Origin of the sequence: Paenibacillus sp. FSL H7-0442, from assembly GCF_038593105.1 — a bacterium.
Classification (GTDB): Bacteria; Bacillota; Bacilli; order Paenibacillales; family Paenibacillaceae; genus Paenibacillus; species Paenibacillus polymyxa_D.
In genome coordinates this window covers 4504623-4528427 of record NZ_CP151963.1, presented here as the reverse complement: position 1 = coordinate 4528427, position 23805 = coordinate 4504623, and the positions used below count along the sequence as shown (strand labels likewise).

Below are 23805 nucleotides of genomic sequence, written 5' to 3'. Positions count from 1 at the left end.
CGAAGTGTTTTTCATGAAGCGTACGTGAAAAGAGGGTACTGCAGTATGAAGCATGTGGCCTAAAAAGGTGACAAACTCCTCCTTTCCTGTCGTATATAAAGAAAATAGAATAATGGTGGATAATGGAAAAGAATGACTTATGCAAAAAAAACTAATGTTGATTTTTTGAACTCCCATCATCTGGCTCTGATATTAGCACAGAGAATGACAGACGAGAAGATCTATGTCACAAATTTATCCAAAATGAATCTTTAGACCCTAATAACTCACTTATTTAATAGGATTAATAAGTTATGTAAAATAAAGTCGAAAATTGCTATGTCGAAAAGACTCCACGCTTGCCGTTACACACGGCTTTTGGACCGCATAGGTTATGTTGAACTGTCCTAATCATGCTGTCCATCTATACAGCAGGAAGGGAGGTGAGACGGGAGCATGAAGAAGCAGGGAAGAGCTGGATACAAGATCAAACGGAGGCGGCATTCCGGCGCATACTATCATTCTAAGATGTGGCTGCCGTTACGAATGCCGAACATGCATAAGACCCCTGCCATGAGGGAGGTACTCGACACGGAGAGAGGGGCACAGATCGGCGAAGAGCGACCATCTGGACCGTCATCAGTGGGAAAGTTTTTCGTATCTGTCATTATTCCGGCCATGAATGAGCAAAAAACAATCGGAGCTGTGATTCGCGAGGCGCGCCGTGTCCATCCACATACAGAGGTTATCGTCGTTGAGAACGGATCACACGATAGAACGGCGAAGGTGGCAGCAGCGGCGGGAGCTCGTGTACTTTCTTTCCCGGAACCGCTCGGACATGATGTTGGCCGTCGTGTTGGAGCGGAGGCGGCATCCGGACAGATCCTGCTTTTCCTGGATGGGGATATCGTCATTCCCTGCGTTAGACTCCGGCCGTTTATACACGCCATATGTGCAGGAGCGGATGTGGTGCTGAATGATTACCATGGACCTGTGAATCATACGCCCGTACATCCTGTAGTGGAGGCAAAGCATGTATTGAATATCTTGTCGAATCGTGCTGATTTAGGGGGGGCATCTATGACTGGCATTCCACACGCCATTAGTCAAAAGGCTCTAAACAAAATAGGTCCAAAGCCCTTGGAGAAACCTCCTTTATTTCAAGCTATGTCCATCGCTTCCGGGTTACGAGTGGTGACTGTATATGGAATAGCTGTCGGTAAAATAAATGCGACACGTAAAAAACAGAACGGCAAGGACCCGCTGGCAGGTGTAATTGTTCAGGATCATCTGGATGCCATTGCCTGGCTTACATCGCATCTGGGAACGCGTGCGGGCTTTACGGATTTGGAGCGCAAACGGATCAGAGACGAGGTGAAACTGTGAGTAGACCGTATCGCAGAGGGAAGCGTGAAGAACCGAGCTGGGGGGTCAGACGTGTTCAGCGAAAACGAGGAACGACGACTTCAATGCATAGCCGTAGGGTGAGAAAGCCCACACCTCGGGCAACAGGAATGACCAAAGTGACTCCGCCTGTGGAACGCGAAGTTCCGGGAGATATTGTATTACAGGGAACCGCAGCGGCCGTGGTCAGCGCCTGTAATGAAGAGTCAACGATTGACCGGGTGCTGAGCGAGCTGGAAAAACTTCCGCTTACGGATATCATTGTCGTATTGAACGGCTGCACGGACGGCACGCGCTCCACCGTAGCCAAACATCATCCTAATGTGACTCTCGTCAACGTGCCCGATCGACTGGGGCATGATGTTGGCCGTGCAGTAGGCGCGCGTATGACGCAGGCTGATATTGTGCTGTTCGTGGACGGAGATTTGCCGATTTCGGGATCTGATTTGCTGCCTTTTCTCCACGCGGTGGATCAGGGAACGGATGTCGCGCTTAATGATCTGGGCAGACATTTGCCCCCCTATGCCCAGCAAGACAGCGTGACACGGTGCAAAGCATTCCTGAATCGCGTACTGCGCAGGCCGGATCTGGGAGCAAGCTCATTGACCGCCGTACCGCATGCATTATCTCGGCGTTTACTGGATCAGCTTGGCTCAGCCGTGCTTGCCGTACCGCCAAAAGCCCACGCCATGGCAATTCTGTATGGCATGATCGTGGCGGCAGTACATGCTGTCGATGTCATTAAAACAAACCGTAAGCGGACCTTCAATGTTGGCAAAGGGAACGCTATGGAACAGTTGATCGTCGGTGATCATGCAGAGGCACTGACGGCTGTGTTTCAGGTAGCCGGGTATTCCCCGCTCGGGCCTGTTCCAACACGGGTAGACGTTGCCAAAGGGAGGAATGCACAATGAGTCTGACGAGCATCATTATTCCGACTTATAACGGCCTGCATCTGTTAAAGCCGTGTATTGAGGCGATTCGGACACATACGATAGATGTACCGTATGAAATCATTGTTGTGGACAACGCTTCGAATGACGGAACGGATGATTTTTGCGCATCCGAGCGGCTGATCAGCATACGTCTTCCTGAAAACAGGGGCTTTCCAGCAGCATGTAATATGGGGCTCCGGCTGGCTTCGGGTGATCAGTTCGTTATTTTAAACAATGATGTGACGGTTACGCGGGGATGGCTATCGAATATGTTGGCCGCATTGCAGAGCGAAAGCATCGTGGGATTGGTGGGACCGGTGACGAATTGCGTCAGCGGTATTCAGCAGATACACGGCTTGGAAGGAGATTTGGCCAGCTGTCTGAGATATGCGGAGCAGAATAATGTAAGTAATCCCTCCAGGTGGCAGGAGGTTAAGCGGTTGGTCGGATTTTGTTTGTTATTCCGGCGTGATCTGATGGAACGGATCGGATTGCTGGATGAACGGTTCAGTCCCGGACATTATGAGGATGACGATTATTGTCTGCGCGCACGTGTGCATGGCTACAAGCTGCTCATGTGCAACGACTGTTTTGTCTATCACGAGGGGAATGCGAGCTTCTCACGCTCGGAAACTTCCTGGATCGAAGAGCTGATCGAGCGGAACTATCGTTTATTTATAGAGAAATGGAGCATAGATCCCAGAATGTTCATCGAAACTGGAAACGCTGGGGTTGTATGCACTGAACATGCTGTCGAAGGAGGAAGGAAGATATGAAAGGGGTTATTCTCGCAGGAGGAACCGGATCGCGCCTTCATCCGTTGACTACATTACTCAACAAGCATCTGCTTCCGGTCGGCAAGTATCCCATGATCGTATATGGTATCGAGAGGCTGCGACAGGCTGGGATTACGGATATGCTTATTATTATTGGTAAACAATCGGCCGGACTGTATACCGATTTTTTGGGCAGTGGCAGTGATTATGGTGTCCAACTGACCTACCGGATTCAAGAAAAGGCGGGCGGCATTGCAGAAGCACTCGAACTGGCAAGAAGCTATATGCAGGCAGAAGAGAAATTCACTGTTTTGTTAGGTGATAATTTGTTCAAGGAAGACTTGGGACCTGTGATCGAACGATTCAAGCAACAGCCCCCGGGGAGCGCCAGAGTGTTGTTGAAAAAGGTGGCAGATGCTCGTCGTTACGGGGTACCCGTGTTTGATCCTGAGCGTCCGGAGAGCATTACGCGGATTGAAGAAAAGCCACAGCATCCCCAATCCAAATACTGCGTTACGGGTATCTATATGTACGATACTGCCGTGTTCGATAAGATCCGGCAAATTACACCTTCGGCACGTGGTGAGCTTGAGATCACGGATGTTAACAACTGTTATGCCGCTGAAGGCAAGCTGGAATATGATATTTTACGGCGTTATTGGAGCGACGCAGGAACCTTCGATTCCCTTCAGGAAGCTGGATTGAAAATGAAAGGACTTCTACCTTGATCTCAATGAAACACCATCCTACCGGGCCAGGCATATAGTATAGGCATAATGCCACCCGGAGGAGTGAACGGCATGAAACGCCTGAATATGCAAAGGAAACACAGCAAGCGGCTCGGAAAGAAAGGCTATTGGTCAGGATATAAAAGGGGCCAGGAGCAAGGTAACAGGTTGGGTCAGGCTTCGTTCGGCAAAGTATTTGAAGGCGTCAGTATTATCATTCCGTCCTGCAATCAGCTTCAACAGCTCCGTGCATGCATTCACCGTATTGAGGAGAATACGAGCCATCCTCACGAAATTATTGTAGTGGACTGCGGCTCGACGGACGGGACATCCACCTATTTGCTCCGTAAAAGCATCGCTGTGCGTTATGCGCTGTTAAAAAAGGATGTGCAAATGATAGGTAGCCTGAATCAGGGGCTGATGATGGCAAAAGGCACTACTATTGTGGTACTGGATCAAAACTCCATGGTGACCCCCGGCTGGTTGGATCGGTTGTTAGGGTGTTTACACAGCGATCCGTGTATGGGTGTTGTTGGGCCTGTAACGAATGGTCCATTCAAAGAACAGCAGATCGAGGTTCCTTATATGAACGATAATGGAGCACGTCAATTTGCCATGACCTTCAATGTTCCCAAACCGGATGCATGGCGAGAGACCGAAAGCTTGGCTGGATTTTGTTTATTGCTGCGCAGAGAGACACTGAAAAAAACGGGCTACTGGGACGAAGGCTGCCACAGTATTGAGGAGGCCCATGCAGATTGGCTACTGCGTGTGCGTTTGTTGGGGATACGTATGGCAATTGCCGGAGATGCTTTTATCCATTATGAAGAAAGAGATCGGGATACGGTGTATGGTTTTCCTCTAACGACCGAAACAAGCGGTTCAATGGAGGAAAGCAGCCGGAACCGATCCTTTTTTGTACAAAAGTGGGGGGATGCGGATAAGCTGTTTCACACCCTGAAATTCAGTACAGCGGAGACGGACGGCCAGATCTCAACAGATAAGGAAACACACGTATCAGCGGCAAGCTTTTACCCCATCGGAGCGGTTGTTCAGGGACCGTCCGGTGTAGTATTTCGGTTAGAGCCGGGAAGAAGGCGGTATCTGCATGGAGTCAGTGCTGCGGGAGGTGAAAACGTGCGCCCTGTCAGATTGTCTCAGCTGGACTTGTTGGCACTTCCCTTGGTAGGGAAGCCGGAGGTCACAGTTTCCGGCAGCACTGATGCACCTGTAGCTGAGTCGCCAGAGGAACCCTTGCCTGTGCTGGCGGCTCCTGAGCTGGGGAACATGTCCATGTTGCCCACACTTCATATCCCGGCCCAACGTAGGCGATGGATCGAGTTACTGTATGCTGAAGGTGGGCAACTGTACCAAATCGGCAACGGTTGGAAAAGACCATTCCTTACCCTCTACGCTGTGATGAGTTGGCGGGCTGAGGACTATCCAATTCAATTTTTGTCCTCTGAAGAATTGTCGGCATTGCCGGAGAAGCAGCCTATTATTGCTCCACCGGTGCTGCACGGGCATCTGTAATGATCTGAATAGGCGCTTTTAGGCGGAACCGACTACTCGCTGCGGCATACGCTGTAGTAGCGGAAAGCCCGTAGGTAATTCGTGCGTTCCGCACGGCGGAGCACATAAAGGAGGGGCTTATGCATAACGAGTTAGATGATTTGCTGATCCACATTTCGCACTCGCAGCAGCAGATGTCAAGGTTGTTGGATGCGGAACGGCAGGTGGTTGTGCGCATGGCGCAGATCATACATGAACTGCCAGATGAGGAGCCGCGTTTTGACGGAATTCCGGGCATTCTCGACAGCTCGGGACAAGTAAACAAAAGCATTGTGGCCTATCTGAACGGCATTGCCGATCTTCAAGAAGCAATGGCTGAAATGCTCGTTCGTGTCGTGAAGGAAACGGCATACCCGGAAGAGGAGTAACGTAACAACCGAGGGCAGGGAGTGAACACATGAGTAGGGAACAAGCAATGATTCACATGCTGGACGCAGCCTCCAAAATGCAGCGGAATGTGTCTATGATCCTGGAGGCCAAGGCGGTCGAAGCAGAAAAAGTGCGTAATTGGGCGCTGAACCATCTGGCGCCCCACGCCTTTGACACCGATGAAGAACAGCTGGGGCGACCTTTGGAGATTCACGAGCAAATGGTGGAAATGCTGGAGGGATTAACGCGGCTTCAGACTGGTCTTTGCAGCAATCTCAAAGCATTGCTGGATCAGGATGAGCAGCAGGGTGGCGGCATGGAAGGGATGATGGGAGGCATGGGCTCGGGGGATATGAACTAATGAGCATGAGGCGTGAACGTGAGATCAAGCTGGATATAATGGAGTCTATTGCTGCCAGCCAGCACGCCGTTGCCCGGATGCTGACCAGTCTTGCGGACTTGACGCCCCATGCGGATATGTCGGCTACCCGTCTGGAAGAAACCATTCGTATACTCAGCAACTACCAGGGCGAAATCACGCAAATGTTGGCGGGTATTCCATTAAGACGACAGGTATATGGAAAACCGACGAAGCCGTGGCTCCATGTGCCTGTTCAGAAAAATGAAACCACCACGAGAAAGCAAAGGAGGAATGAAAATGAGCACAAGGTGGGAACGCGCCACTCGGGAAAAAGCCCGCAAAAGACGTAAAGATGCCCGGCGTTCCAGCATTCGCAGATTAAAACGGAGAAGAAGACGTCTGCTTGCTCTAAGACGCCGTAAAAGAGGACATCATTCTGCACGTAGAAGACATCCTCTTTTGCGGCGGCGAAAAAAACCTCAAGCTAACCCGGTGGCAGTCCCTTCTGCGGAGAATCCACAGCCCGGGACTGTTGCATTGGAGCATGATCCGCAGGCATTTCAGCAGGGGTATGATGCAGCTTACAACGAGGGTTTCAATTCAGGCTTTGCCAAAGGTTATGAAGATGGACACCAGGTCGCTTACAAGGCTCAGTAAACTATGCAGAACATCCATGACAGCTAACCCCCGAAGCTACACAGCTTCGGGGTTATTTGCGGTTCGGCAGTTGGACGGGCAAACGCCAATTTTGTCCGGGCAGTGGCAGTCGTCCATGATGCGTTTGACCCCTCCGCATATAGTTTAGGAGTGACAGAAGTTTATCCTACAACAGGACAGGGTGAAGGATGTGAACGATCAACAAAGCGGAAATGAACGCGAAGCGTACCGATGCGGCTATCGGGAAGGACGCAGAATGGGCGGTTGCACGGCTGCTCTGTCACAGGTCGTGGCCATACAGCCTGCTGTTCGTCATTTGAAAGTGTTGTATATTCCGCAAGGTTTCGCAGCTATAGACACAGGTGTGCAAGAAGCATTAGGCCAAATATGCAGCTCATGCGCCATCGGTACGCCTGCTACGATGCTAGCTGACGCCGAGGCTCAACGTCCAGACCTCGTGCTGGTCATGAACGGGCTGCATGTTTTTCCGGCGGATCATCTGGAGCAGGTACAGCAAATACGAGCCCTAGGCATTCGGACGGCCATATGGTTTGTAGATGATCCTTACTTTACGGAGGATACGGCGTTGATCTGTCAATCCTACGATGTCGTATTTACGCACGAAATTTCTTGCCTGCCGTTTTATCGCGATCAGGGAGTAACGAGGGTTCACTATTTGCCGCTGGCTGCGTCAGCTCGTATCTTTTATCCTCGGCGGGTAGAGCGGGAGCATCAGCATGATATTTGTTTCATTGGAAATGCCTTCTGGAACCGTGTGAAGCTATTCGACCACCTAGCTCCCTTCTTGGCGGACAAAAGAGTGCTGATCGTAGGTGGGCACTGGGATCGGCTGACCCGGCGGGATGTGCTGGAACGCTTTATCCGTCCGGGCTTTATGGAGCCGGAAGAGACCGCTCAATATTATAACGGCTCCAAAATTGTCATCAATATGCACCGCCCGACAGACCCCGGACTGGATAATCGGAATACACACCAGCTTTCAGCGGAGTCCATCAATCCTCGGACATATGAAATTTCTGCTTGTGGCACGCTTCAAATGACGGATGTTCGGAAGGATTTGAGCCGTTATTACCGACCAGGCTATGACATTGAAACTTTCTCTGGAGCAGATGAATTGAAAGTGAAGCTGGACTACTATCTCAAGCATGATTGGGAACGCGAACGCATGGCCTGGCGCGCATTGTACACGACTATGCAAAAGCATATGTACTCCAATCGCATGGAAGAACTGCTGGACAAGGCGATGGCCTAAAGTAAACACCATAAACAGTGAGGAGTGAAAGTGATGACGATATCTACGACAGGACCGTATGACCCGGCTGTTCACCAGACGGCGGCAGCCTCCTGGGAAAAGGGGAGAACTGCGGGATTGCATGACGGATACGACGAAGGATATCTGCGCGGCCGTGCTAACGCAATTGTTGCGCGGATGAAAGCAGTTTTCCCTTTTCGACAAATCCATGTACTGTATGTCGTCTCAGGCAAAGGCCTTCCGTATTCTCCGCTGGATGAGGCGGTCATTACCACATTGCAGAGCATGACGGCTCAGGTTACCGTAACAGACCCACGTCAGCCGGTAGGAGATATTGCCGCTCAGCTCCGTCCGAATCTGATGCTGGCACTGGATGGAATGGATCTTCCGTTGGAGCAGGTTACTGCGGTACGCCAGTTGGGCATCCCCACCGCCATCTGGCTAACGGACGATCCGTATTACACCGACACGACGACCAAAATCGTTACGAATTATGATTATGTGTTCACGTTAGAGATGAACTGCATGGAGCTGTACCGTCAGTTGGGTTGCACGTCTGTGCACTATTTGCCCTTTGGAGCATTTCTGACTCACTATTTCCCCCTCAGCTCGCCCGCTTCGGTACGACGTGAGATTGGGTTTACAGGCTCAGCCTACTGGAACCGCATCTATTTCTTTAATCCGATTATGCCGCAGCTCATGGCTCGTAACATTAAAATCAACGGAATCTGGTGGGATCGTCTCCCGGATTATCAGTCGTATGGTGACAAAATTGAGCTGGGTCGCTGGATGTCTCCGGGCGAGACCAATGATTCGTACAACGGCAGCAAAATCGTAATTAATCTTCATCGTTCCCATCAGGATGATTCGGTGAACAACAACTCACTGAAAATTCCGGGGGCTTCGCCCAATCCGCGTACGTTTGAAATTTCTGCCAGTGGCACGTTGCAACTGACAGATACAAGAGATGATCTGGCTCGTTTTTACAAGCCAGGGGAAGAGATAGAGACCTACAGCTCTCAGCAGGAACTGCTGGAGAAGGTTGAGTTTTATTTGACGCATGAAAAGGAGCGTCGTGAGATTGCTCTGCGTGCTCTGGAACGAACCCTGCGGGAGCACACGTATGGTCACCGGATTGACCAACTGTTGTCGGTCATATTTCCATAAGGTGATTCACACGTCCGGTGGTTGCTATTTTAAAGGAGGTGAACTCCGATCAAGCCGAAAATGATGTTATTCAGCCATGTTAGCAACGTCCGCAGTATTACGGGGGCAGAGAAGCTGCTATTGCAATTTTGTCTAGATATGCGTACGTACTTCGATTGTATTCTCGTAACGCCTGGTGAAGGGCGGCTGACCTCAATGGCCCGCAAGCGCGGAATCACCGTTCTGACACAGAATCTGTTCATGCTGCATGGCATGTATACCCCATATGAGGGATTGGCGCAGGATGCGGAGAATTTGCGGACCCATGTGGCGTATGCACCGTTGTTCCAGATGCTTCGGCATGCTCGACCTGATGTGGTGCTGGTCAATACCTGTGTGAACGTCATGCCTGCAATGGCTGCCCATGAGCTTAATATTCCGGTGATCTGGAAAATTACCGAAGTCATTAACCAGAATGCGCATACGCCAGTTTCTGTTTCTATCATTGAGCGCTATAGCCAATGGGTCATCGGCATTTCTCAAGCTGTAATGCGTCCTTTGCATGGTGGGGGACTGACACGTCCGCATACGGTGTTGTCTCCCTGCCGGGATATGGATATGCCGTCTCCCAGAGAGCATGTGCTGGAACGGAAAAGGAAACGTGAAAAACTGGGGCTGCGGGATTTTCATATTTGCATTGGTTATATTTCTTCCTTTATCTACGAAGCCAAAGGGCTGTTACCTTTTGTCCAAATGGCTCTAAAGCTGTGCGAAACCAATTCGCGGTGTCGTTTCTGGATCATCGGCAGCTCGGTGGACTCGGAATATTACGTAAAATGTGTCTCTTTAATCCGCCAATCTCGTTATAGCCGCCGCTTCCAGTTCAATTCATTCGAGGAATCCGTGTCAACGGCCTATAGCGCAATGGATATTGTTGTGATCCCAAGTATGGTGGAAGAAGGCTTTGGTCTGACCGCCCTGGAAGGGCTAGTTTACGGTAAGCCCGTGGTAGCCTTTGCGCAGGGTGGACTTGTGGAATTGATGGAGGCTACCGGAAATACAGATTTTTTGGTAGAGCCGGGCAACAGCGACATGCTGGCGCAAAAAGTGGGCTATCTGCTCGATCATCCCGAGGAAGTGGAACGGATTGGTGTCCGTAACAACAGTGCAGCTACACGTGTATACGGACCTGATTCCTACCGAAGCAGTATGCACCTCATGGTCAGTCAATGGGTATGTCATCATCCGCATTGGTTCCCGTTGATTCAGCAGCCGGGTGGACCTGTATGGACGAGGGAAGGCGAAGGGCTGCGTCAGGTCACCGCTATACCGGAGGGTTATACCAGCACGATTCGAGAATTTCCTGAATCGGTGGTGTGTCAGCTGCCTGTGCTGGGTCTGCCGCCAATCGAATATGCAGCCATTCAGGGCTTGCCACAACCAGCACCCCCTTTACCTGAGTCACCACCCGAATTGCCCCGCGGCAAGCGTAGTATTCGGGCGAGATGGCCAAAGGGCCGCAAGCGTACCAGACTTCGGAATCGCAGGTATAAGAGAAGCGGCGGCAAGAGTCGCCTTAAGAAAATTCACGGGTTCCCGTTGTCGAAGGGACTTTATCCGAAAACCAAGTCCAGACAGAAGCTCAAGCGGAAAATCAAGCACCGGTCACGGCGACACAACGCGCACAAACCGAAGCGAGTCACACTCAAGGCTGGACAGCATACAAAACAACGGTCCGGGTGAACCTACGCCGGACCTTTGAGATGAACGTTAAGCTGGAGCACAGCCAGTCTGCTGGATGGCTATCCTTCATTGAACGCCACAATTCAATGAAACAACGACAGCAAAGGTGGGTTCCAAAACCATGAAAATATTGACCGTGCTCGGCACAAGACCGGAGATTATACGGCTCAGCCTGATCATTCCGAAGCTAGACCGCCATGCAGATGAACATGTGCTTGTGCATACGGGCCAAAATTACACCGAAAGCCTGAGCGGGCAGTTCTTTCGCGAACTGGGACTGCGTGCCCCGGATTATGTACTTCAGGAGAAAGCGGGGACACTGGGCAAACAGTTGTCCGCCATGTACTCGCAGATGGAGGATATTTTAAACAAGGAACGCCCCGATCATGTGCTATTGCTCGGTGATACGAACAGCGCTTTATGTGCCTTACTTGCGGAACGTATGGGTTATCCGGTCGTGCATATGGAGGCGGGGAACCGCTGTTATGATCTGGATGTGCCGGAGGAGAAGAACCGGCGTGTCATTGATGCGATATCTACCATTAATATGCCTTATACGGAGCAAAGCAAGCAGCACCTACTACGCGAAGGCTTCCCAAGCCAACGAATCATACTGACTGGAAATCCGATCTACGAAGTAATGCAGCACTATGAGAAAGAGGTAACCGGTAGTGGGATTTTGAAAAAGTTGGGACTGTCGCCGGGAGAATATTTCCTGGTCACTGCCCACAGAGCCGAAAATGTCGACCATCCACCGCATTTGCTGGCTATTTTAGATGGTCTTAACCGGGTAGCCCAGCAGTTCGGGCAGCGGGTCATTTGCAGTATTCATCCCCGGACTGCCGCCCGGATCGCAAGCCATCCGCCGATCCAGCTTGATCCGCTAGTGGAATTTCACGAACCGTTCGGTTTTTTTGACTTCGTTCTGCTGGAGCGGCATGCCCGCTGCGCTTTGACAGACAGTGGTACCGTACAGGAAGAATGCTGTGTCATGGGGGTGCCGACGGTTACGATGCGCCGGACGACTGAACGGCCGGAAACGGTAGATTGCGGCAGCAATATCGTGTCCGGCCTTGATGGCGAGGTTATAGCAAACGCGGTAGCCATAATGACCGGGATGACCCATAAGTGGCAATGTCCCGCAGGCTATCTGGTGGAAGATGTGTCGGATAAGGTAGTTAAATTTCTGCTTGGAGGGAAACGGCATGTTTGAAAACCAACGTATCTTGGTTACCGGCGGTACCGGCTCCTGGGGGCATGAGCTGGTTGCCCAGTTACTGCCGCGTAACCCCAAAGAGGTCATTATCTTTTCACGCGGAGAATCCAGTCAGGTTGCCATGAACAGGCAGTTTGAGGATGAACGACTCAGCTTCTGTATTGGAGATATTCGGGATAAGGATGCGCTGACTACCGCTTGTCAAGGAGTGGACTATGTATTTCATTTGGCAGCGCTCAAGCACGTACCCGTCTGTGAGGATCAGCCCTACGAGGCACTCAAAACCAATGTCGTAGGCACTCAAAACGTAATCGAGGCCGCTGTCGTTAATCAGGTCAAGAAAGTCATTTATATATCGACCGACAAGGCCGCGAATCCGTCCAATTTTTACGGCATGACGAAGGCAATAGGAGAAAAACTGATTGTTTACGCCAATCTGCTGAATAGCGATACGCGTTTCGTGACGGTGCGCGGCGGTAATGTTTTGGGCACAAACGGAAGCGTGGTGCATCTGTTCCAAAGCCAGATTCGCCAAAAGGGCAAGGTTTCGATCACAGATATGAACATGACGCGCTTCTTCCTAACCTTGCGTGATGCGATCAGTCTCCTGTTCAAAGCCTCGGTGGAAAGTGTAGGCGGGGAAATTTTTATCATGACCATGCCAACCTGCCGTATTTTGGACTTGGCTGAGGTGCTCATTGAGGATTCAGGTGTGGAAAACGTAGAAATTGTAGAAAAAGGTGTGCGTCCCGGTGAGAAAATTCATGAGATTTTGATGAGCGATTTTGAAAGCCTGACGACGGTAGTCTATGACGAGCAATATTTAGTCATTCTCCCAACGCTGAATATTCCTCAATTAAAGGACCGCTATAATCAGTGCCCTCCCGTGTCATTCAGCAGCTTTAGTTCGGAGTTTAATTTGATGTCGAAAGAGGAGATTCGCAGCATTCTCCAAAGCGGGGGGTTCATCAAATGAAGCTGCTTATTTTGGGTGGTAACGGCATGGCGGGCCATGTTCTGGTGAAGTATTTCCAAAACCAGAGCGGGTATAACGTGTTCTACACCACCCGTGATCCCGAAAATAAAGGTGGTCTGCTGCTGGATGTAAAGGACAGCTTTATGGTGGAGCAGCTGGTACGGAGTGTACGGCCAGACGTTATTATTAACGCGGTAGGTGTACTGAATCAGCATGCCGGGGAGGATCAAATTGCAGCATACCAAATTAATGGGTTGCTGCCACATCTTCTCCGGCGGACAGCGGACAGTATCGGTGCCCGATTGGTTCATATCAGCACGGATTGCGTATTCGAGGGAAATCGGGTACCTGGTTTATATAAGGAGACGGATCAACCCGATGGGACAAGTGCCTATGCTTTGACGAAAATACTCGGAGAAGTAAAGGCCGCAGGGCATCTGACTATCCGTACCTCCATTATCGGGCCGGAAATTCGGCCCAGTGGCATTGGTCTGCTGCACTGGTTCTTGCAGCAGAGCGGAGACGTTAACGGGTATCGCCGGGTCTTTTGGAACGGGGTTACGACGCTGGAATTAGCAAAGGCGATACAGGTGCAGATGAATGAGCCGCTGGACGGACTCATTCATCTGGTTCACCCTGAACCGATCAGCAAGCACGATTTGCTGCTGCTGTTCAAAGACATCTGGAATAGGGAGGATATTCGGATCGTGCCGAAAGATGAGCCGGTGCAGGACCGGACGCTTCGTTCTACCCGGGCCGATCTGCTCTACGATGTTCCTCACTACAGCATCATGCTGAAGGAGCTGCTGGAATGGACGGAAGCACAGCGGAACAACGTCGGCCTGTCATAGTCATTACCGGAGCGGCGGGCTATACCGGGATGCATGCCTGCCGCCATTTTGCAAAGCTCGGCTGGGAGGTAGCGGCGCTGACTCGCACTGCCGCTTCCGTCTCAGAACTGATCTTACTGGCTCGCGATGATGAAAATAACAGCCCAGAGGCGGAGACTCGCAACTGTATTACGCCTTATGTGTGTGACTTGCTCGACAAGAAACGTCTGGGCGAAGTAATTAGACAGATTGCTCCGGATTATGTGCTTCACCTGGGTGGTAAAAATTCCGTCCCTGAATCTTGGGAGAGTCCCCTGCTATACATGGAATCCAATGTACTGTCCACCCTGTATCTGCTCGATGTACTGCGACCTTTCCCCAAAGCCAGAATTGTCGTGGCGGGTTCTCGGCTAAAGACGGCTTTGCAGGCTCCGTATCATCCAACACATCCATACAGCCTTAGCAAAAGCCTTCAAGAGGCAGTCGCGCTCTCGTGGGGCGCGCTGTTCGAACAATCCGTCATGCTGGCAGAGCCTTGCAACTTGATCGGTCCGGGTCCATCTACCGGATTTTGTGCATTACTCGCGGGGTATATCGTTCAGACGGAACGTAGGGAGGGGCAGTCCGCAACTGAAACTGTCCCGTTCCGGGTATCTTCCCGACATGCGCAACGTGATTTTCTCGACGTTCGTGATGCCGTTCGCGCATACGGTGTGCTATTGGAACAGGGTGTGCCAGGCCGAGTGTACTCGGTCTGCACAGGCCGCATTGTGGAACTGGGCAATATCGTGGAACGTATGGTTGCGCTGGCCAAAACATCTATTCCCATACAATGGGGGGATGTGGCAGAGTCAGCATCTACCGAGGCATACCGTGCGAAAGAGCTGGAGGACATGGGCTGGAAGCCGACCATACAGCTGAGGCAATCTCTGGAGGATATGATTCAATACCGCCGAGCCGGAAAGGAAGGAACGATATGAGACCGAAAGTAACGATCGTCATTCCCTTTTATAACTGTGCATATGTGGATCAGGCTTTGCAAAGTGCACTAGAGCAAACTTATGGCCCACTCGAGATTATTGTCGTCGATGACGGCTCCACGGAACATGTTGATATGCTTCAGGCCTATCTTCCTTATATACATTATTTAGGTAAATCCAATGGTGGAACAGCCAGCGCTCTGAATCATGGTATCCGACATGCCAGTGGCGATTATATTGCGTGGCTCAGTTCCGACGATACCTATCATAGGGATAAAATTAACAATCAGGTTTCTTTTATGGTGGAAAACGGTGCGTACATCTCCCATACCAACTTCAATTTCATCAATCAATACAGCCAAGTCACAAGCTACCAGGCAGCCGCCGTGTTTCCGTCTATGACGGAGTTTTACCGTTTTTTTCAACAAGGAAATCCGGTCAATGGATGCACGGTTATGTTTAAAAAGGAGCTGTTTGCACATATCGGTTTGTTTGATGAATTGCTGCCGTACACACATGATCTGGATATGTGGTACCGCGTGATGCTGGCGGGATATCCATTTCCTTTTCTGAACGAGTCCTTGGTTAACTACCGTTGGCATGATGAAATGGGAACCAAAAAATATTGGCCCGCTGTGGAGCGGGAGTACAACATCACCCAAGCACGTTATCGAGATCGCTTCAGTCAGGTATTGAGTGGTTTATCCTCATGAAGCCGAAAGTCTGTCAGGGGGGATTGATATGGTAGATACGGGGATTGTTATGCCACTGTACAAACAGGATATCGGCTATCTGCAAGCTGCAATCTCATCCGTACTAGCCCAGAGCTACAGGGGATTTCGCTTCATCATTGTTATTGACGGAGCGCCGGAAATGGTGGGGCCAGCGCTCTATGCAGCAATGGGAGACCCGCGCGTTCAGTTGGTTACACTCCCTCAGAACCAAGGAGTATCCCACGCCCTAAACCGGGGATTCGATGAGTTGTTTAAAGATCCTGGGATCAAGTATGTGACCTGGGTCTCCAGCGACAATGTTTATAATGCTTCCTTTATTGAACGATTGCGGCAAGAGCTGAAGCAGGGGCCAGACTCACTCGGTCTTGTGTTTTCTACCTTCCGCCAGGTTGACGCATATGGGAACCCGTTGTATGACGAGCAGCATCAACAGGCGTTGATCCGGTACCAAAGTCAGCCACATCACGAATTGCTGAACGCCAGCATTGTTGGGGTTTCATTTATGTACAAAAGCAAATATGCCCTCCAGATTGGCGGCTATCGGCTGCAACCCGTTGAGGATTATGATTACTGGCTGCGGCTGACCGAGACGTGCAATATGAAATTCATCCCGGAGATCCTGATGGATTACCGGGTGAATTCCACATTTAGTGTATCGGCCGGCCTACACAGCCAAAAGGAGCACCGACGCTGGCGGCGCGCATTCCAAATCGCCAAGTATGAGGCGAGAGCACGCCGGGGCATCCCACTTGAAATGACGATTTTAATGCCTGTCACGGATATGGCTCAAGCTGAATCATTGCTGGATAATCTGCTGGAGCAGCACTACAGCAATTGCGTGGTACGGCTGCTGGATTTAACGCCAGAACAGGAAGCTAGCGCTTTCCTGTCGATGATGCTCGACCCTCGGTTAATCGTAACATCACGGCAGCATTATTCGATCCAGGAAGCACTGGTTCAGGCTATTGGTGAAACCACGACTCGCTTTGTTGTATGCTTCGGTGTCAAACCTTATATTGCCGTGACGGATCTACTGTATCTCACGGATTTGTTGCGCCCATTACAGGATACACATGCCTTTTCCTACTATACAGATGACCATTCCACCATCGGCAGCGGACGAGGGGTTCAGTCCGTACCGCCAGAATGGAATTACGTGTATTACACCCACAGATTGCATCAGGCACTGGAACAGGGTGGCTTTTAAATAACAGGGGACAGTGCAGGGATTGTGGTCAGCTCGGACTGGAGAACACGGTGCTCCTGTACAACATTACCAAACTGATCCAGTCCAAAGTTGGAGAGCACGACATTCGCTGGAGCAGCGGAGGCCACGTTGTATTGTACCTCATAGGCAAGAACCCCTTGTATAAAGAAGGTACGGCGGGCAATGGAGTTTGCAGGCAAGTTAACCGATGTCACATACAGTGGTGTCTTGGTATCCGGTACCAGCGAGAAAAAAATTTGGATGGTCACGGTTGCCGCATTTACTGTGTCCTCATTGACCAAGTTCACAACAACATTGGAGCAGGCAGTACCAAAATCTCTAGTGTTCGTCATATAACCGGTTGTAAAAGCCAATCGAATCATCCTCTCAAAAAACAGAATATTGGATAACCCTTGAAGGGATGCTTTTATACTATGAATCTATTGAAAAGAAAGCTTGTATGGTTGTCTCTAGGCTGTGCTGAAAAAAGTACATTTTGATAGAAATACTTCAGGCGTATCTATTTATATAATGAAGGGAATGCTCGCGATGCCTTTGAATTTTCAGGTGACACCCAGCGGCCTGCCCAAATTTGAGCCTAGTGTTGCTGTTAATTTACTGAATCCGAATATTGTTATAGCTGTAGCTGTTGATTTTAGCAGTGGGCCTCCCTTGATTGGACTGTATCGCTCATTGGATGCCGGAGCGAACTGGACGGATACTTTACTGCCAATTCCACCGGGATATACAGGAGCCGAGGCAGGAATGGTAGCCTATCTGTTCCCCAATATTTTTATCGTATCCGCGCATGTATTTCCGGGCAATGAAAACGGGGCTGTCGTGATCTACCGTTCTACGGACGATGGAGCCACCTTTGATCCTCCAGTGGTCATTAACCCGGGCTATGGAGATTACATTAATAATGACTGGACTAATATTACGACGGATAATGCGGGGGCAAGTCCCTATCTCGGGCACGTCTATGTCACGTATAACCGCCAATATAATGTGGATTTTAATGCTCAATCTGCGGCCTTCTACCAGCGTTCCACCGATGGAGGACTAACTTGGGACCGACCGTTAATGCTCTCCAATATCCAATCCTCCACGGAGCGGCCTGAGCCTGCGGTCGACAAATATGGAAGCGTATATGTCAGTTGGATTCGTACGGGACCGCAAACACCAGCTTTTTTTATCCGACGCTCCTTTGATGGAGGGGCAACCTTCAGCGGGGATATTCTCGTATCCAATATAACGCTTGTGCCCAATCCTTTGCCCGTTCCTGGTTATGACTTTCGGATATTGAATTTCCCCAGCTTGGCCGCGGACTGCTCGGGTGTGCCTTCCACAACAAATACGCTATATGCCGTGTGGCAGGACTTTGGTCAGGGATACAGCAATATTTTGTTGTCCAAATCAAGCGATTTTGGCGGTACCTGGAGTGCTCCGGTCATTGTGACAGACAGCCCGCCCGGCTCGCAAAATTTTTTCCCTGCAATTTCAGTGTCGCCCAAGACGGGACTGGTCGTTGTCGTGTACTATACCAATCGCGTGGACGGCTTTAATCTGGATGTGTTCGCCGCAGAGTCGTCCGATGGAGGTAACACCTTTACGAACAGTCGTCTCACGACGACCTCCTTTAACCCGAATGTCGGTGGAGGCGAATCAGAGCTGATCGGTGATTATATTGATGTCGCCATTGTACCGCCGAACAGCTATATTTCCGTCTGGACAGATACGCGCACAGGCAGTTTGACGATATTTGCGGGTGTACCGGGGGGTGGAGCCTGATGCCGAACGTACAGCTTACGCCTAACGGAAGGCTGGCCCAGGAGCCGAGTGTAGCTTTCAACCTGCTCGACGGTACCATTGTGTCTGCGGCTATCGATTTTACGACAGGGCCGCCGTTGACGGCGGTATACCGTTCAGGTAACGGCGGTGCCTCTTTCACACAGCAGATTTTACCGCTACCAGCCGGCTATGTAGGGGCGGAATCCCATAGCGTCAGCTACGGTTTTCCCAACTTGTTTGTCATAGCCTGTCACGTATTTACCGCAGACGGTTTGAGCGGTACCATCGCCACTTATGTGTCGAGAGACAACGGTAATACATTTGATCCGCCTGTGATTGCCCAGCGAGGGTATGGGACATTTGTCAATAATGTTGAGGTCAGCGTGAAATTCGATACTTCTCAGGTCAGCTCCTATACCGGAAATATCTATTTATGTTATACGCATCAGTACAATCCTGACTTTTTCGGCGGATCAGTCATGTTCTTCCAACGTTCGCAGGATGGAGGGATCACATGGGGGACACCCGTGGTGCTCACCGCTGGCTCCAATCAGATTACGCGGGGGGAAATCACTGTGAGCATTACAGGGGTGATTTATGTCGGGTACATTGTCACGAATCCGGTTAACCAATATCAGGTCATTGTGTCCTTCAATGGAGGGACAGCATTTAGTTCCTCGCTACCTGTATCTTCTGTGGTCCCGGTTCCGAGTCCGTTGCCCGTGGCCGGCTTTGGTTTCAATGTGCTGCCGGCAGCTAACATTGCCGTGGATCGCTCTACGAGCCCGAATCAGGGAACACTTTATGCGGTCTGGCAGGATAATCGGGCAGGGTATGCGGATGTGCTGCTTGCCAGGTCGGTGAATGGTGGATTAAGCTGGACTGCGCCGCAATCGGTGACAGGGGCCAGTGCAGGGGCACAGCATTTTTTCCCGGCTATTGATGTTTCGCCTGTGACCGGCGTGATCAAGATCGTATATTATACCAATCAAATAACGACCTCTTTATTAGACGTATTTGTGGCCGAATCAACGGACGGAGGAAGTACATTTACGAACCTCAGAATAACAGACAGCTCCTTTAATCCTAACGGGATTAGTCCGGTTCCAGTCGTTACAATCGGTAATTTTATTGATGTAACGATCGTGCCGAATAATGGGTTTTTTGCGGTCTGGACAGATGCGTTATCGGGTTTCCAGCAAATTTACGGAAGTAATGGGGTGTAGCTCAGCGTACGAGACAGAGGAGGTGAGGCTGTTTTGAAAATTTTGTTGGCTACGTACTGGCCGATTCCTCATTTGGGTGGCGTATGGCCCTTTATGATGCAAATTAAACGGAGACTGGAGCTACTGGGCCACACGGTAGACTTGATGGGAAACGGACCGGATACACCTAAATACCATATTGTTTTTGAAGATAGGGAGCTACTGAAGGATCAACTGCTGCCCCTGCTGGATACGAAGCTGAATGAATCGGCTGTCCCTGTATTACATTTGGATTCATGGGTGCAGACGGTGGAAAAGGATCGATACTGTATGGAGCTGGCAGCGGCGTATTTCGGGGTCGAGCAGTATGATGTGATTCACACGCAAGATGTCATTGCGACGCGTGCGCTAAGTCGGGTCAAACGCAAAGATAGCGCGTTGGTAGCGAATATTCATGGCTCGCTGGCTCGTGAAGTTATGATGGCTTTGGAGCGGGATCATGAGGAGGGTTACCGTGAGACGCTGATGTGGAAGTATTATTGGGCGCTAGAGCACTATGGCGCTCTATCCGCGGATATTACCATTACGTCTACAGAATGGATGAAACAGACGCTTGTGCGTGAGTTCGAAGTGCCTGAGCAGCAGATTGCTACTTTCCAATACGGTTTGGATACCGAGCACTTCTGGGAAGTCCACGCCCGGGGAACGGACATGATACGACCTGAGGGGAAAAAAGTTATCATTTGTCCTTCACGGCTGGTCTATATCAAAGGGCTGCATTATTTAATGAGCGCTCTTGGCCTGCTGAAAGCAAGTCGTACGGATTGGGTTTGCTGGATTGTGGGGGAGGGAGATAAAAGGGAAGAGCTTCAGACACAGGCGAAGGAGCTAGGGCTGGAGGAAAATGTGACTTTTCTGGGGCATCGTGAAGATGTACCTGCTCTTTTACAACTGGCGGACCTTTTTGTTCATCCAAGCATACAGGACAATCAGCCGTTTTCGGTCATGGAGGCGCAGATTATGGGGCTTCCGGCAGTGGTATCGGATGCGGGTGGACTGCCGGAAATGGTGAAGCATGAACACACCGGACTAGTCTCCCCGGTTGGCGATGTGGAGGCACTGGCAGCTCATTTGCAGCATTTGCTGGCACAGGATGAAGTGCGGATAGTCATGGGAAATCGTGCCAAAGCATGGGGGATCGCGCATTGGTCTCTGGATGTTATGATTGAACGACTCGTGAATATTTATGGGCAAGCGCTGAATCAAGTACGTTGAATACGTTGATTCAATAGTTAGGAGGGAGAGCATGACTTTTCCTGTCGTTGGAGACTTGTACAACCGTATTTTTGAAATCCAGCAGTCACACCCGGATTTGAAGGTCGATTACGCAATATGGAACCGAATTAACACTTCGTTGCCAGAAGATTATACGCTGCCGGACGCTGACATTTTAGAATGTCTGAAGCAATCCGCGCCATGAGAATACAGACCCTATAAAAAGGCAGGTTGGGCTTAAAACTCCCACCTGCCTTTAGTTATTTCAGTTCATTGTCCATCCGGGTTCTCGTCCATCGAATCTACATACACAGAGCCTCGAACCATGAGTGGTCCTGTAACAACAGCACGGCGGTCGGCTGATTGTACGGTCAGGCAGTATACATAAGGCTCTCCCTGTGTTCCCGTTTCCTCATAGATTAACTCGGCAAATCCCTCCTGATAACAGGAATCCTGCAACCAGTCCAGCATAGGTCCCCGCTCATCGTTGCGACGCAATCGAATATCCAGCTCCCCGATATCCCAGTTGAGCAGCGGATTTTCCCATGCCAAAGAGACTTCAATGACAATACGTCCTTCAGCTTCACTTGCAGGAATGATCAATGTAGAGAGCACGCTCTCCTGATCGGTAACCTGAAAAGGCAGTGCATATGTGCCTGGCTCAGCTTTGTTTTGAACTGAATATTTCAACATACCTTCTTCCTCCTCTGCCCGTTCATTAGGGTGTCACGGTAAAATGACTGGCTGTACGCTTAGCGACAACGTTCCCGTTTTCCAAAAATTCAGCCAGGATAAACAGCGTTTCTGGATTGTAAATATTCGTGATCACTCGCAGATAAAACGGATTTTGGGCTGCCTCCATATCCTTGAGTTCTAGCACGGAGTCAGCTTCGGGAGAAGGGCCCAGTCGAAGAAGTTGCCGCCTAAAAACGCCACTGTCATTCCCCATTTCCAGCAACACATCGACGGCCCTCTTTTCACGATTGAAAAAGGTCACATGGCAGCTTTGTATATGGGCGCTGTGGTAAGCGAGATGGTGATCGATGGTTAAAAGAAACACGGACATATGATGATGCCTCCTTGAATTCCGTTAGGTTACCAGCCTTAATATGATATGAAAAATAACCGGGATTGGACTGGATAGTTGTACGCCTCTTTGACAAAAAGCGCATCGGTGTCCAACCCTTTTCGCCGTGCTGTGCATGTAATGTAGAGTGGAACAAACTACGGCCTGAAGTCCCTTTTTCGACTACAGAAGAAGGATAGAGTAGGAACTGAGAGAAGGGTCGTATTAAAAAAGGAGGCACGGCTATGAGACTCGCACAGCTGGCAGGGGAATATGAAGCGGTCTTCAGTCTGGGGCAAAACTGTACACCTGCCATTCAATTGGAAAAGAACCGTTTGCGGCCGTTTGCCGGGGTACTGGATTGGATGATGTCTGACACGCTGTCCGATGTGAACCGCTTGCTTGAAAATCGGTTTGCCGGATTTATGGAATTGCCCAATTTGAGTGTCGTTGGTACGAGCCAACTGAATTATATGGTCAGAGATATCGCTTATAATGTGATCTCGGTACATGATTTTCCGCAGGAGCGCAATACGTCCTCAGATCTGGTGACCTATCCCGAGTTCAAGGAAAAGATAGACCGTCGTATTGAACGTTTTTTTGCAAAAACACAGATGGCGAAGCGCAGCTTGTTCGTCCGTATGCTGGGAACCTATGAAGAAGTAGAGGAACTGGAACGTATTTTGTCAGGCATGGTAGCGAATGAATTTTGTTTGTTGGTAGTGAATTGTTCCGGCGTAACGGAGTTGACGGAGGTGGATTGGCAGCTTCCGCATGTATGCGCGGTGGAAATGCCTTTTGCCGATGTATGGAATTACAAGAGTGATCCGCATTGGCGTACTCTTTTTAAAGGGATGACCTTGTCTTCGGAAAGGGGAGGGCGTCGTGCTTGAGCGGTTGCAGGGGGATTATGATGCTGTATTCAGTCTGGGTGGACATTGCTTGCCTTCCATTCAGCTGGATAAAAACGGACTGCGTCCCTATGCGGGTCCGCTGGACTGGATGATTTCCGGTAACTTGTCACAGATCAGTCGCTTGCTGGACGCCCGTTTTGCCGATTTTATGGATGTTGACAGTCTACGTGTCACGGGACATGATTACGGCGAACATAACTTCATGGTCGAGGATGCAAACTATGAGATTATAGCGGCACACCATTTTCCGGTTAGCCAAAATACATCGGAGCAGCTGACTTCCTACCCTGCATTCAAAACGACGCTTGATCGCCGCATCGCACGTCTACTGGATCAATTCACGCTTGCGTCCCGTCTGCTACTAGTTCGTCTTGGAGGCAATCGGGAGCAAGCGGTGGAACTACATGATGTGTTATTACAGAGGATTACACATGATTTTCGCTTGTTATACGTGGATTATACAGGGACAGATGGTGTGACGGAGCTGGATTGGGGTTTGGAGCGGCTGGTTTCAGTGGAGCTACCGCCTGAGGATATATGGAACGGTCAGGATGAGATGTGGCGTTATATGCTGGAAAACGTGAGACTGCATGTCTGAGATGCTGAGATTCTAGAGACACATTATAGATTGTCTTCGGACTGTGCGTGTGCCTGCGCCAAGCTATAGG

General features: G+C 50.3%; 27 protein-coding genes. 24 read left to right on the top strand and 3 right to left on the bottom strand.

Annotated elements, in window-relative coordinates; translation table 11 throughout:
- Positions 1-435: 435 nt before the first annotated feature.
- The 18 genes from MHH57_RS19955 to MHH57_RS19870 all read left to right on the top strand — a co-directional run bounded on the left by MHH57_RS19955 (position 436) and on the right by MHH57_RS19870 (position 16886).
- Positions 436-1365, top strand: a complete 930-nt coding sequence (locus MHH57_RS19955; RefSeq protein ID WP_069012640.1) for a glycosyltransferase — start codon at positions 436-438, stop codon at positions 1363-1365.
- Positions 1362-2297 carry a glycosyltransferase family A protein gene (locus MHH57_RS19950; protein ID WP_069012641.1) on the top strand — a complete coding sequence of 312 codons (936 nt, stop codon included), beginning with the start codon at positions 1362-1364 and terminating at the stop codon, positions 2295-2297. The genes MHH57_RS19955 and MHH57_RS19950 overlap by 4 nt, the downstream gene beginning before the upstream one ends.
- Positions 2294-3094 (top strand): glycosyltransferase family 2 protein, encoded by an 801-nt coding sequence (locus MHH57_RS19945; protein WP_069012642.1) that lies wholly within the window; start codon positions 2294-2296, stop codon positions 3092-3094. Before MHH57_RS19950 ends, MHH57_RS19945 begins: the two co-directional genes overlap by 4 nt.
- The gene (locus MHH57_RS19940) at positions 3091-3822 is read left to right on the top strand and encodes a sugar phosphate nucleotidyltransferase (protein ID WP_029518275.1); all 732 of its coding nucleotides are present in this window, start codon (positions 3091-3093) and stop codon (positions 3820-3822) included. The genes MHH57_RS19945 and MHH57_RS19940 overlap by 4 nt, the downstream gene beginning before the upstream one ends.
- Positions 3823-3894: 72 nt before the next feature.
- Positions 3895-5355 (top strand): glycosyltransferase, encoded by a 1461-nt coding sequence (locus tag MHH57_RS19935; RefSeq protein WP_342434441.1) that lies wholly within the window; start codon positions 3895-3897, stop codon positions 5353-5355.
- Between the two features lie 119 nt (positions 5356-5474).
- The gene (locus MHH57_RS19930; protein WP_013311765.1) at positions 5475-5762 is read left to right on the top strand and encodes a hypothetical protein; all 288 of its coding nucleotides are present in this window, start codon (positions 5475-5477) and stop codon (positions 5760-5762) included.
- 29 nt (positions 5763-5791) lie between these two features.
- Positions 5792-6124, top strand: coding sequence for a hypothetical protein (locus MHH57_RS19925; RefSeq protein ID WP_029518277.1), 333 nt, complete (start codon positions 5792-5794; stop codon positions 6122-6124).
- Positions 6124-6474 (top strand): hypothetical protein, encoded by a 351-nt coding sequence (locus tag MHH57_RS19920; RefSeq protein ID WP_039272663.1) that lies wholly within the window; start codon positions 6124-6126, stop codon positions 6472-6474. Before MHH57_RS19925 ends, MHH57_RS19920 begins: the two co-directional genes overlap by 1 nt.
- Positions 6422-6781 carry a hypothetical protein gene (locus MHH57_RS19915; RefSeq protein WP_039272662.1) on the top strand — a complete coding sequence of 120 codons (360 nt, stop codon included), beginning with the start codon at positions 6422-6424 and terminating at the stop codon, positions 6779-6781. The genes MHH57_RS19920 and MHH57_RS19915 overlap by 53 nt, the downstream gene beginning before the upstream one ends.
- A 181-nt stretch (positions 6782-6962) precedes the next feature.
- Positions 6963-8054, top strand: coding sequence for a DUF3880 domain-containing protein (locus MHH57_RS19910; protein ID WP_029518280.1), 1092 nt, complete (start codon positions 6963-6965; stop codon positions 8052-8054).
- Between the two features lie 33 nt (positions 8055-8087).
- Positions 8088-9221 (top strand): glycosyltransferase, encoded by a 1134-nt coding sequence (locus MHH57_RS19905; protein ID WP_029518281.1) that lies wholly within the window; start codon positions 8088-8090, stop codon positions 9219-9221.
- A 60-nt stretch (positions 9222-9281) separates the two neighbouring features.
- Positions 9282-10943 carry a glycosyltransferase gene (locus MHH57_RS19900; protein WP_029518282.1) on the top strand — a complete coding sequence of 554 codons (1662 nt, stop codon included), beginning with the start codon at positions 9282-9284 and terminating at the stop codon, positions 10941-10943.
- Between the two features lie 121 nt (positions 10944-11064).
- Entirely contained in the window at positions 11065-12156 is a 1092-nt protein-coding gene (gene wecB / locus MHH57_RS19895) for a UDP-N-acetylglucosamine 2-epimerase (non-hydrolyzing) (RefSeq protein ID WP_209949724.1), read from the top strand.
- Positions 12149-13135 carry a polysaccharide biosynthesis protein gene (locus MHH57_RS19890; RefSeq protein ID WP_029518284.1) on the top strand — a complete coding sequence of 329 codons (987 nt, stop codon included), beginning with the start codon at positions 12149-12151 and terminating at the stop codon, positions 13133-13135. Before wecB ends, MHH57_RS19890 begins: the two co-directional genes overlap by 8 nt.
- Positions 13132-13986 carry an SDR family oxidoreductase gene (locus MHH57_RS19885; RefSeq protein WP_069012647.1) on the top strand — a complete coding sequence of 285 codons (855 nt, stop codon included), beginning with the start codon at positions 13132-13134 and terminating at the stop codon, positions 13984-13986. Before MHH57_RS19890 ends, MHH57_RS19885 begins: the two co-directional genes overlap by 4 nt.
- A complete protein-coding gene (locus MHH57_RS19880; protein WP_029518286.1) occupies positions 13947-14945 on the top strand; it encodes an NAD-dependent epimerase/dehydratase family protein in 999 nt (332 codons plus the stop codon). Before MHH57_RS19885 ends, MHH57_RS19880 begins: the two co-directional genes overlap by 40 nt.
- Positions 14942-15658 carry a glycosyltransferase gene (locus MHH57_RS19875; RefSeq protein ID WP_029518287.1) on the top strand — a complete coding sequence of 239 codons (717 nt, stop codon included), beginning with the start codon at positions 14942-14944 and terminating at the stop codon, positions 15656-15658. Before MHH57_RS19880 ends, MHH57_RS19875 begins: the two co-directional genes overlap by 4 nt.
- A gap of 28 nt (positions 15659-15686) precedes the next feature.
- Positions 15687-16886: a glycosyltransferase gene (locus MHH57_RS19870; RefSeq protein WP_069012648.1), complete on the top strand. Its 1200-nt coding sequence runs from the start codon at positions 15687-15689 to the stop codon at positions 16884-16886.
- Here MHH57_RS19870 and MHH57_RS19865 read toward each other — a convergent pair.
- Positions 16883-17239: a hypothetical protein gene (locus MHH57_RS19865; RefSeq protein WP_239645229.1), complete on the bottom strand. Its 357-nt coding sequence runs from the start codon at positions 17237-17239 to the stop codon at positions 16883-16885. The genes MHH57_RS19870 and MHH57_RS19865 overlap by 4 nt on opposite strands.
- A 196-nt stretch (positions 17240-17435) precedes the next feature.
- On the opposite strand from MHH57_RS19865, the gene MHH57_RS19860 reads away from it, so the two are divergent.
- From MHH57_RS19860 to MHH57_RS19845, 4 genes are read left to right on the top strand one after another with little or no spacing between them, the layout of a single operon-like run.
- Positions 17436-18677 (top strand): sialidase family protein, encoded by a 1242-nt coding sequence (locus MHH57_RS19860; protein ID WP_342434440.1) that lies wholly within the window; start codon positions 17436-17438, stop codon positions 18675-18677.
- Complete coding sequence (locus MHH57_RS19855; RefSeq protein ID WP_069012650.1) at positions 18677-19903, top strand: sialidase family protein; 1227 nt, start codon at positions 18677-18679, stop codon at positions 19901-19903. Before MHH57_RS19860 ends, MHH57_RS19855 begins: the two co-directional genes overlap by 1 nt.
- 33 nt (positions 19904-19936) lie before the next feature.
- Positions 19937-21157 (top strand): glycosyltransferase family 4 protein, encoded by a 1221-nt coding sequence (locus MHH57_RS19850; protein ID WP_342434439.1) that lies wholly within the window; start codon positions 19937-19939, stop codon positions 21155-21157.
- Between the two features lie 31 nt (positions 21158-21188).
- On the top strand, positions 21189-21362 hold the full coding sequence (locus tag MHH57_RS19845) for a hypothetical protein (RefSeq protein WP_165148594.1): 174 nt from the start codon (positions 21189-21191) through the stop codon (positions 21360-21362).
- 65 nt (positions 21363-21427) lie between these two features.
- On the opposite strand, the gene MHH57_RS19840 is transcribed toward MHH57_RS19845, so the two are convergent.
- Positions 21428-21850, bottom strand: a complete 423-nt coding sequence (locus MHH57_RS19840; protein ID WP_029518293.1) for a hypothetical protein — start codon at positions 21848-21850, stop codon at positions 21428-21430.
- Positions 21851-21875: 25 nt separating this feature from the next.
- A complete protein-coding gene (locus MHH57_RS19835; protein ID WP_029518294.1) occupies positions 21876-22223 on the bottom strand; it encodes a hypothetical protein in 348 nt (115 codons plus the stop codon).
- 245 nt (positions 22224-22468) lie between these two features.
- Here MHH57_RS19835 and MHH57_RS19830 point away from each other — a divergent pair, with 245 nt between their 5' ends.
- Both MHH57_RS19830 and MHH57_RS19825 read left to right on the top strand, forming a co-directional pair.
- Positions 22469-23116 carry a DUF1796 family putative cysteine peptidase gene (locus MHH57_RS19830; protein WP_029518295.1) on the top strand — a complete coding sequence of 216 codons (648 nt, stop codon included), beginning with the start codon at positions 22469-22471 and terminating at the stop codon, positions 23114-23116.
- The gene (locus tag MHH57_RS19825) at positions 23109-23735 is read left to right on the top strand and encodes a DUF1796 family putative cysteine peptidase (RefSeq protein WP_069012652.1); all 627 of its coding nucleotides are present in this window, start codon (positions 23109-23111) and stop codon (positions 23733-23735) included. Before MHH57_RS19830 ends, MHH57_RS19825 begins: the two co-directional genes overlap by 8 nt.
- The last annotated feature ends 70 nt before the right edge of the window (positions 23736-23805 follow it).

Coding starts and splice junctions, on each gene's coding strand:
- MHH57_RS19905 (WP_029518281.1), top strand. CDS start 8,088: ATGACGATATCTACGACAGGACCGTATGACCCGGCTGTTCACCAGACG.
- MHH57_RS19865 (WP_239645229.1), bottom strand. CDS start 17,239: ATGACGAACACTAGAGATTTTGGTACTGCCTGCTCCAATGTTGTTGTG.
- MHH57_RS19855 (WP_069012650.1), top strand. CDS start 18,677: ATGCCGAACGTACAGCTTACGCCTAACGGAAGGCTGGCCCAGGAGCCG.
- MHH57_RS19890 (WP_029518284.1), top strand. CDS start 12,149: ATGTTTGAAAACCAACGTATCTTGGTTACCGGCGGTACCGGCTCCTGG.
- wecB (WP_209949724.1), top strand. CDS start 11,065: ATGAAAATATTGACCGTGCTCGGCACAAGACCGGAGATTATACGGCTC.
- MHH57_RS19945 (WP_069012642.1), top strand. CDS start 2,294: ATGAGTCTGACGAGCATCATTATTCCGACTTATAACGGCCTGCATCTG.
- MHH57_RS19935 (WP_342434441.1), top strand. CDS start 3,895: ATGAAACGCCTGAATATGCAAAGGAAACACAGCAAGCGGCTCGGAAAG.
- MHH57_RS19940 (WP_029518275.1), top strand. CDS start 3,091: ATGAAAGGGGTTATTCTCGCAGGAGGAACCGGATCGCGCCTTCATCCG.
- MHH57_RS19925 (WP_029518277.1), top strand. CDS start 5,792: ATGAGTAGGGAACAAGCAATGATTCACATGCTGGACGCAGCCTCCAAA.
- MHH57_RS19840 (WP_029518293.1), bottom strand. CDS start 21,850: ATGTTGAAATATTCAGTTCAAAACAAAGCTGAGCCAGGCACATATGCA.
- MHH57_RS19845 (WP_165148594.1), top strand. CDS start 21,189: ATGACTTTTCCTGTCGTTGGAGACTTGTACAACCGTATTTTTGAAATC.
- MHH57_RS19830 (WP_029518295.1), top strand. CDS start 22,469: ATGAGACTCGCACAGCTGGCAGGGGAATATGAAGCGGTCTTCAGTCTG.
- MHH57_RS19880 (WP_029518286.1), top strand. CDS start 13,947: ATGGACGGAAGCACAGCGGAACAACGTCGGCCTGTCATAGTCATTACC.
- MHH57_RS19885 (WP_069012647.1), top strand. CDS start 13,132: ATGAAGCTGCTTATTTTGGGTGGTAACGGCATGGCGGGCCATGTTCTG.
- MHH57_RS19870 (WP_069012648.1), top strand. CDS start 15,687: ATGGTAGATACGGGGATTGTTATGCCACTGTACAAACAGGATATCGGC.
- MHH57_RS19900 (WP_029518282.1), top strand. CDS start 9,282: ATGATGTTATTCAGCCATGTTAGCAACGTCCGCAGTATTACGGGGGCA.
- MHH57_RS19860 (WP_342434440.1), top strand. CDS start 17,436: ATGCCTTTGAATTTTCAGGTGACACCCAGCGGCCTGCCCAAATTTGAG.
- MHH57_RS19875 (WP_029518287.1), top strand. CDS start 14,942: ATGAGACCGAAAGTAACGATCGTCATTCCCTTTTATAACTGTGCATAT.
- MHH57_RS19930 (WP_013311765.1), top strand. CDS start 5,475: ATGCATAACGAGTTAGATGATTTGCTGATCCACATTTCGCACTCGCAG.
- MHH57_RS19915 (WP_039272662.1), top strand. CDS start 6,422: ATGAGCACAAGGTGGGAACGCGCCACTCGGGAAAAAGCCCGCAAAAGA.
- MHH57_RS19955 (WP_069012640.1), top strand. CDS start 436: ATGAAGAAGCAGGGAAGAGCTGGATACAAGATCAAACGGAGGCGGCAT.
- MHH57_RS19835 (WP_029518294.1), bottom strand. CDS start 22,223: ATGTCCGTGTTTCTTTTAACCATCGATCACCATCTCGCTTACCACAGC.
- MHH57_RS19920 (WP_039272663.1), top strand. CDS start 6,124: ATGAGCATGAGGCGTGAACGTGAGATCAAGCTGGATATAATGGAGTCT.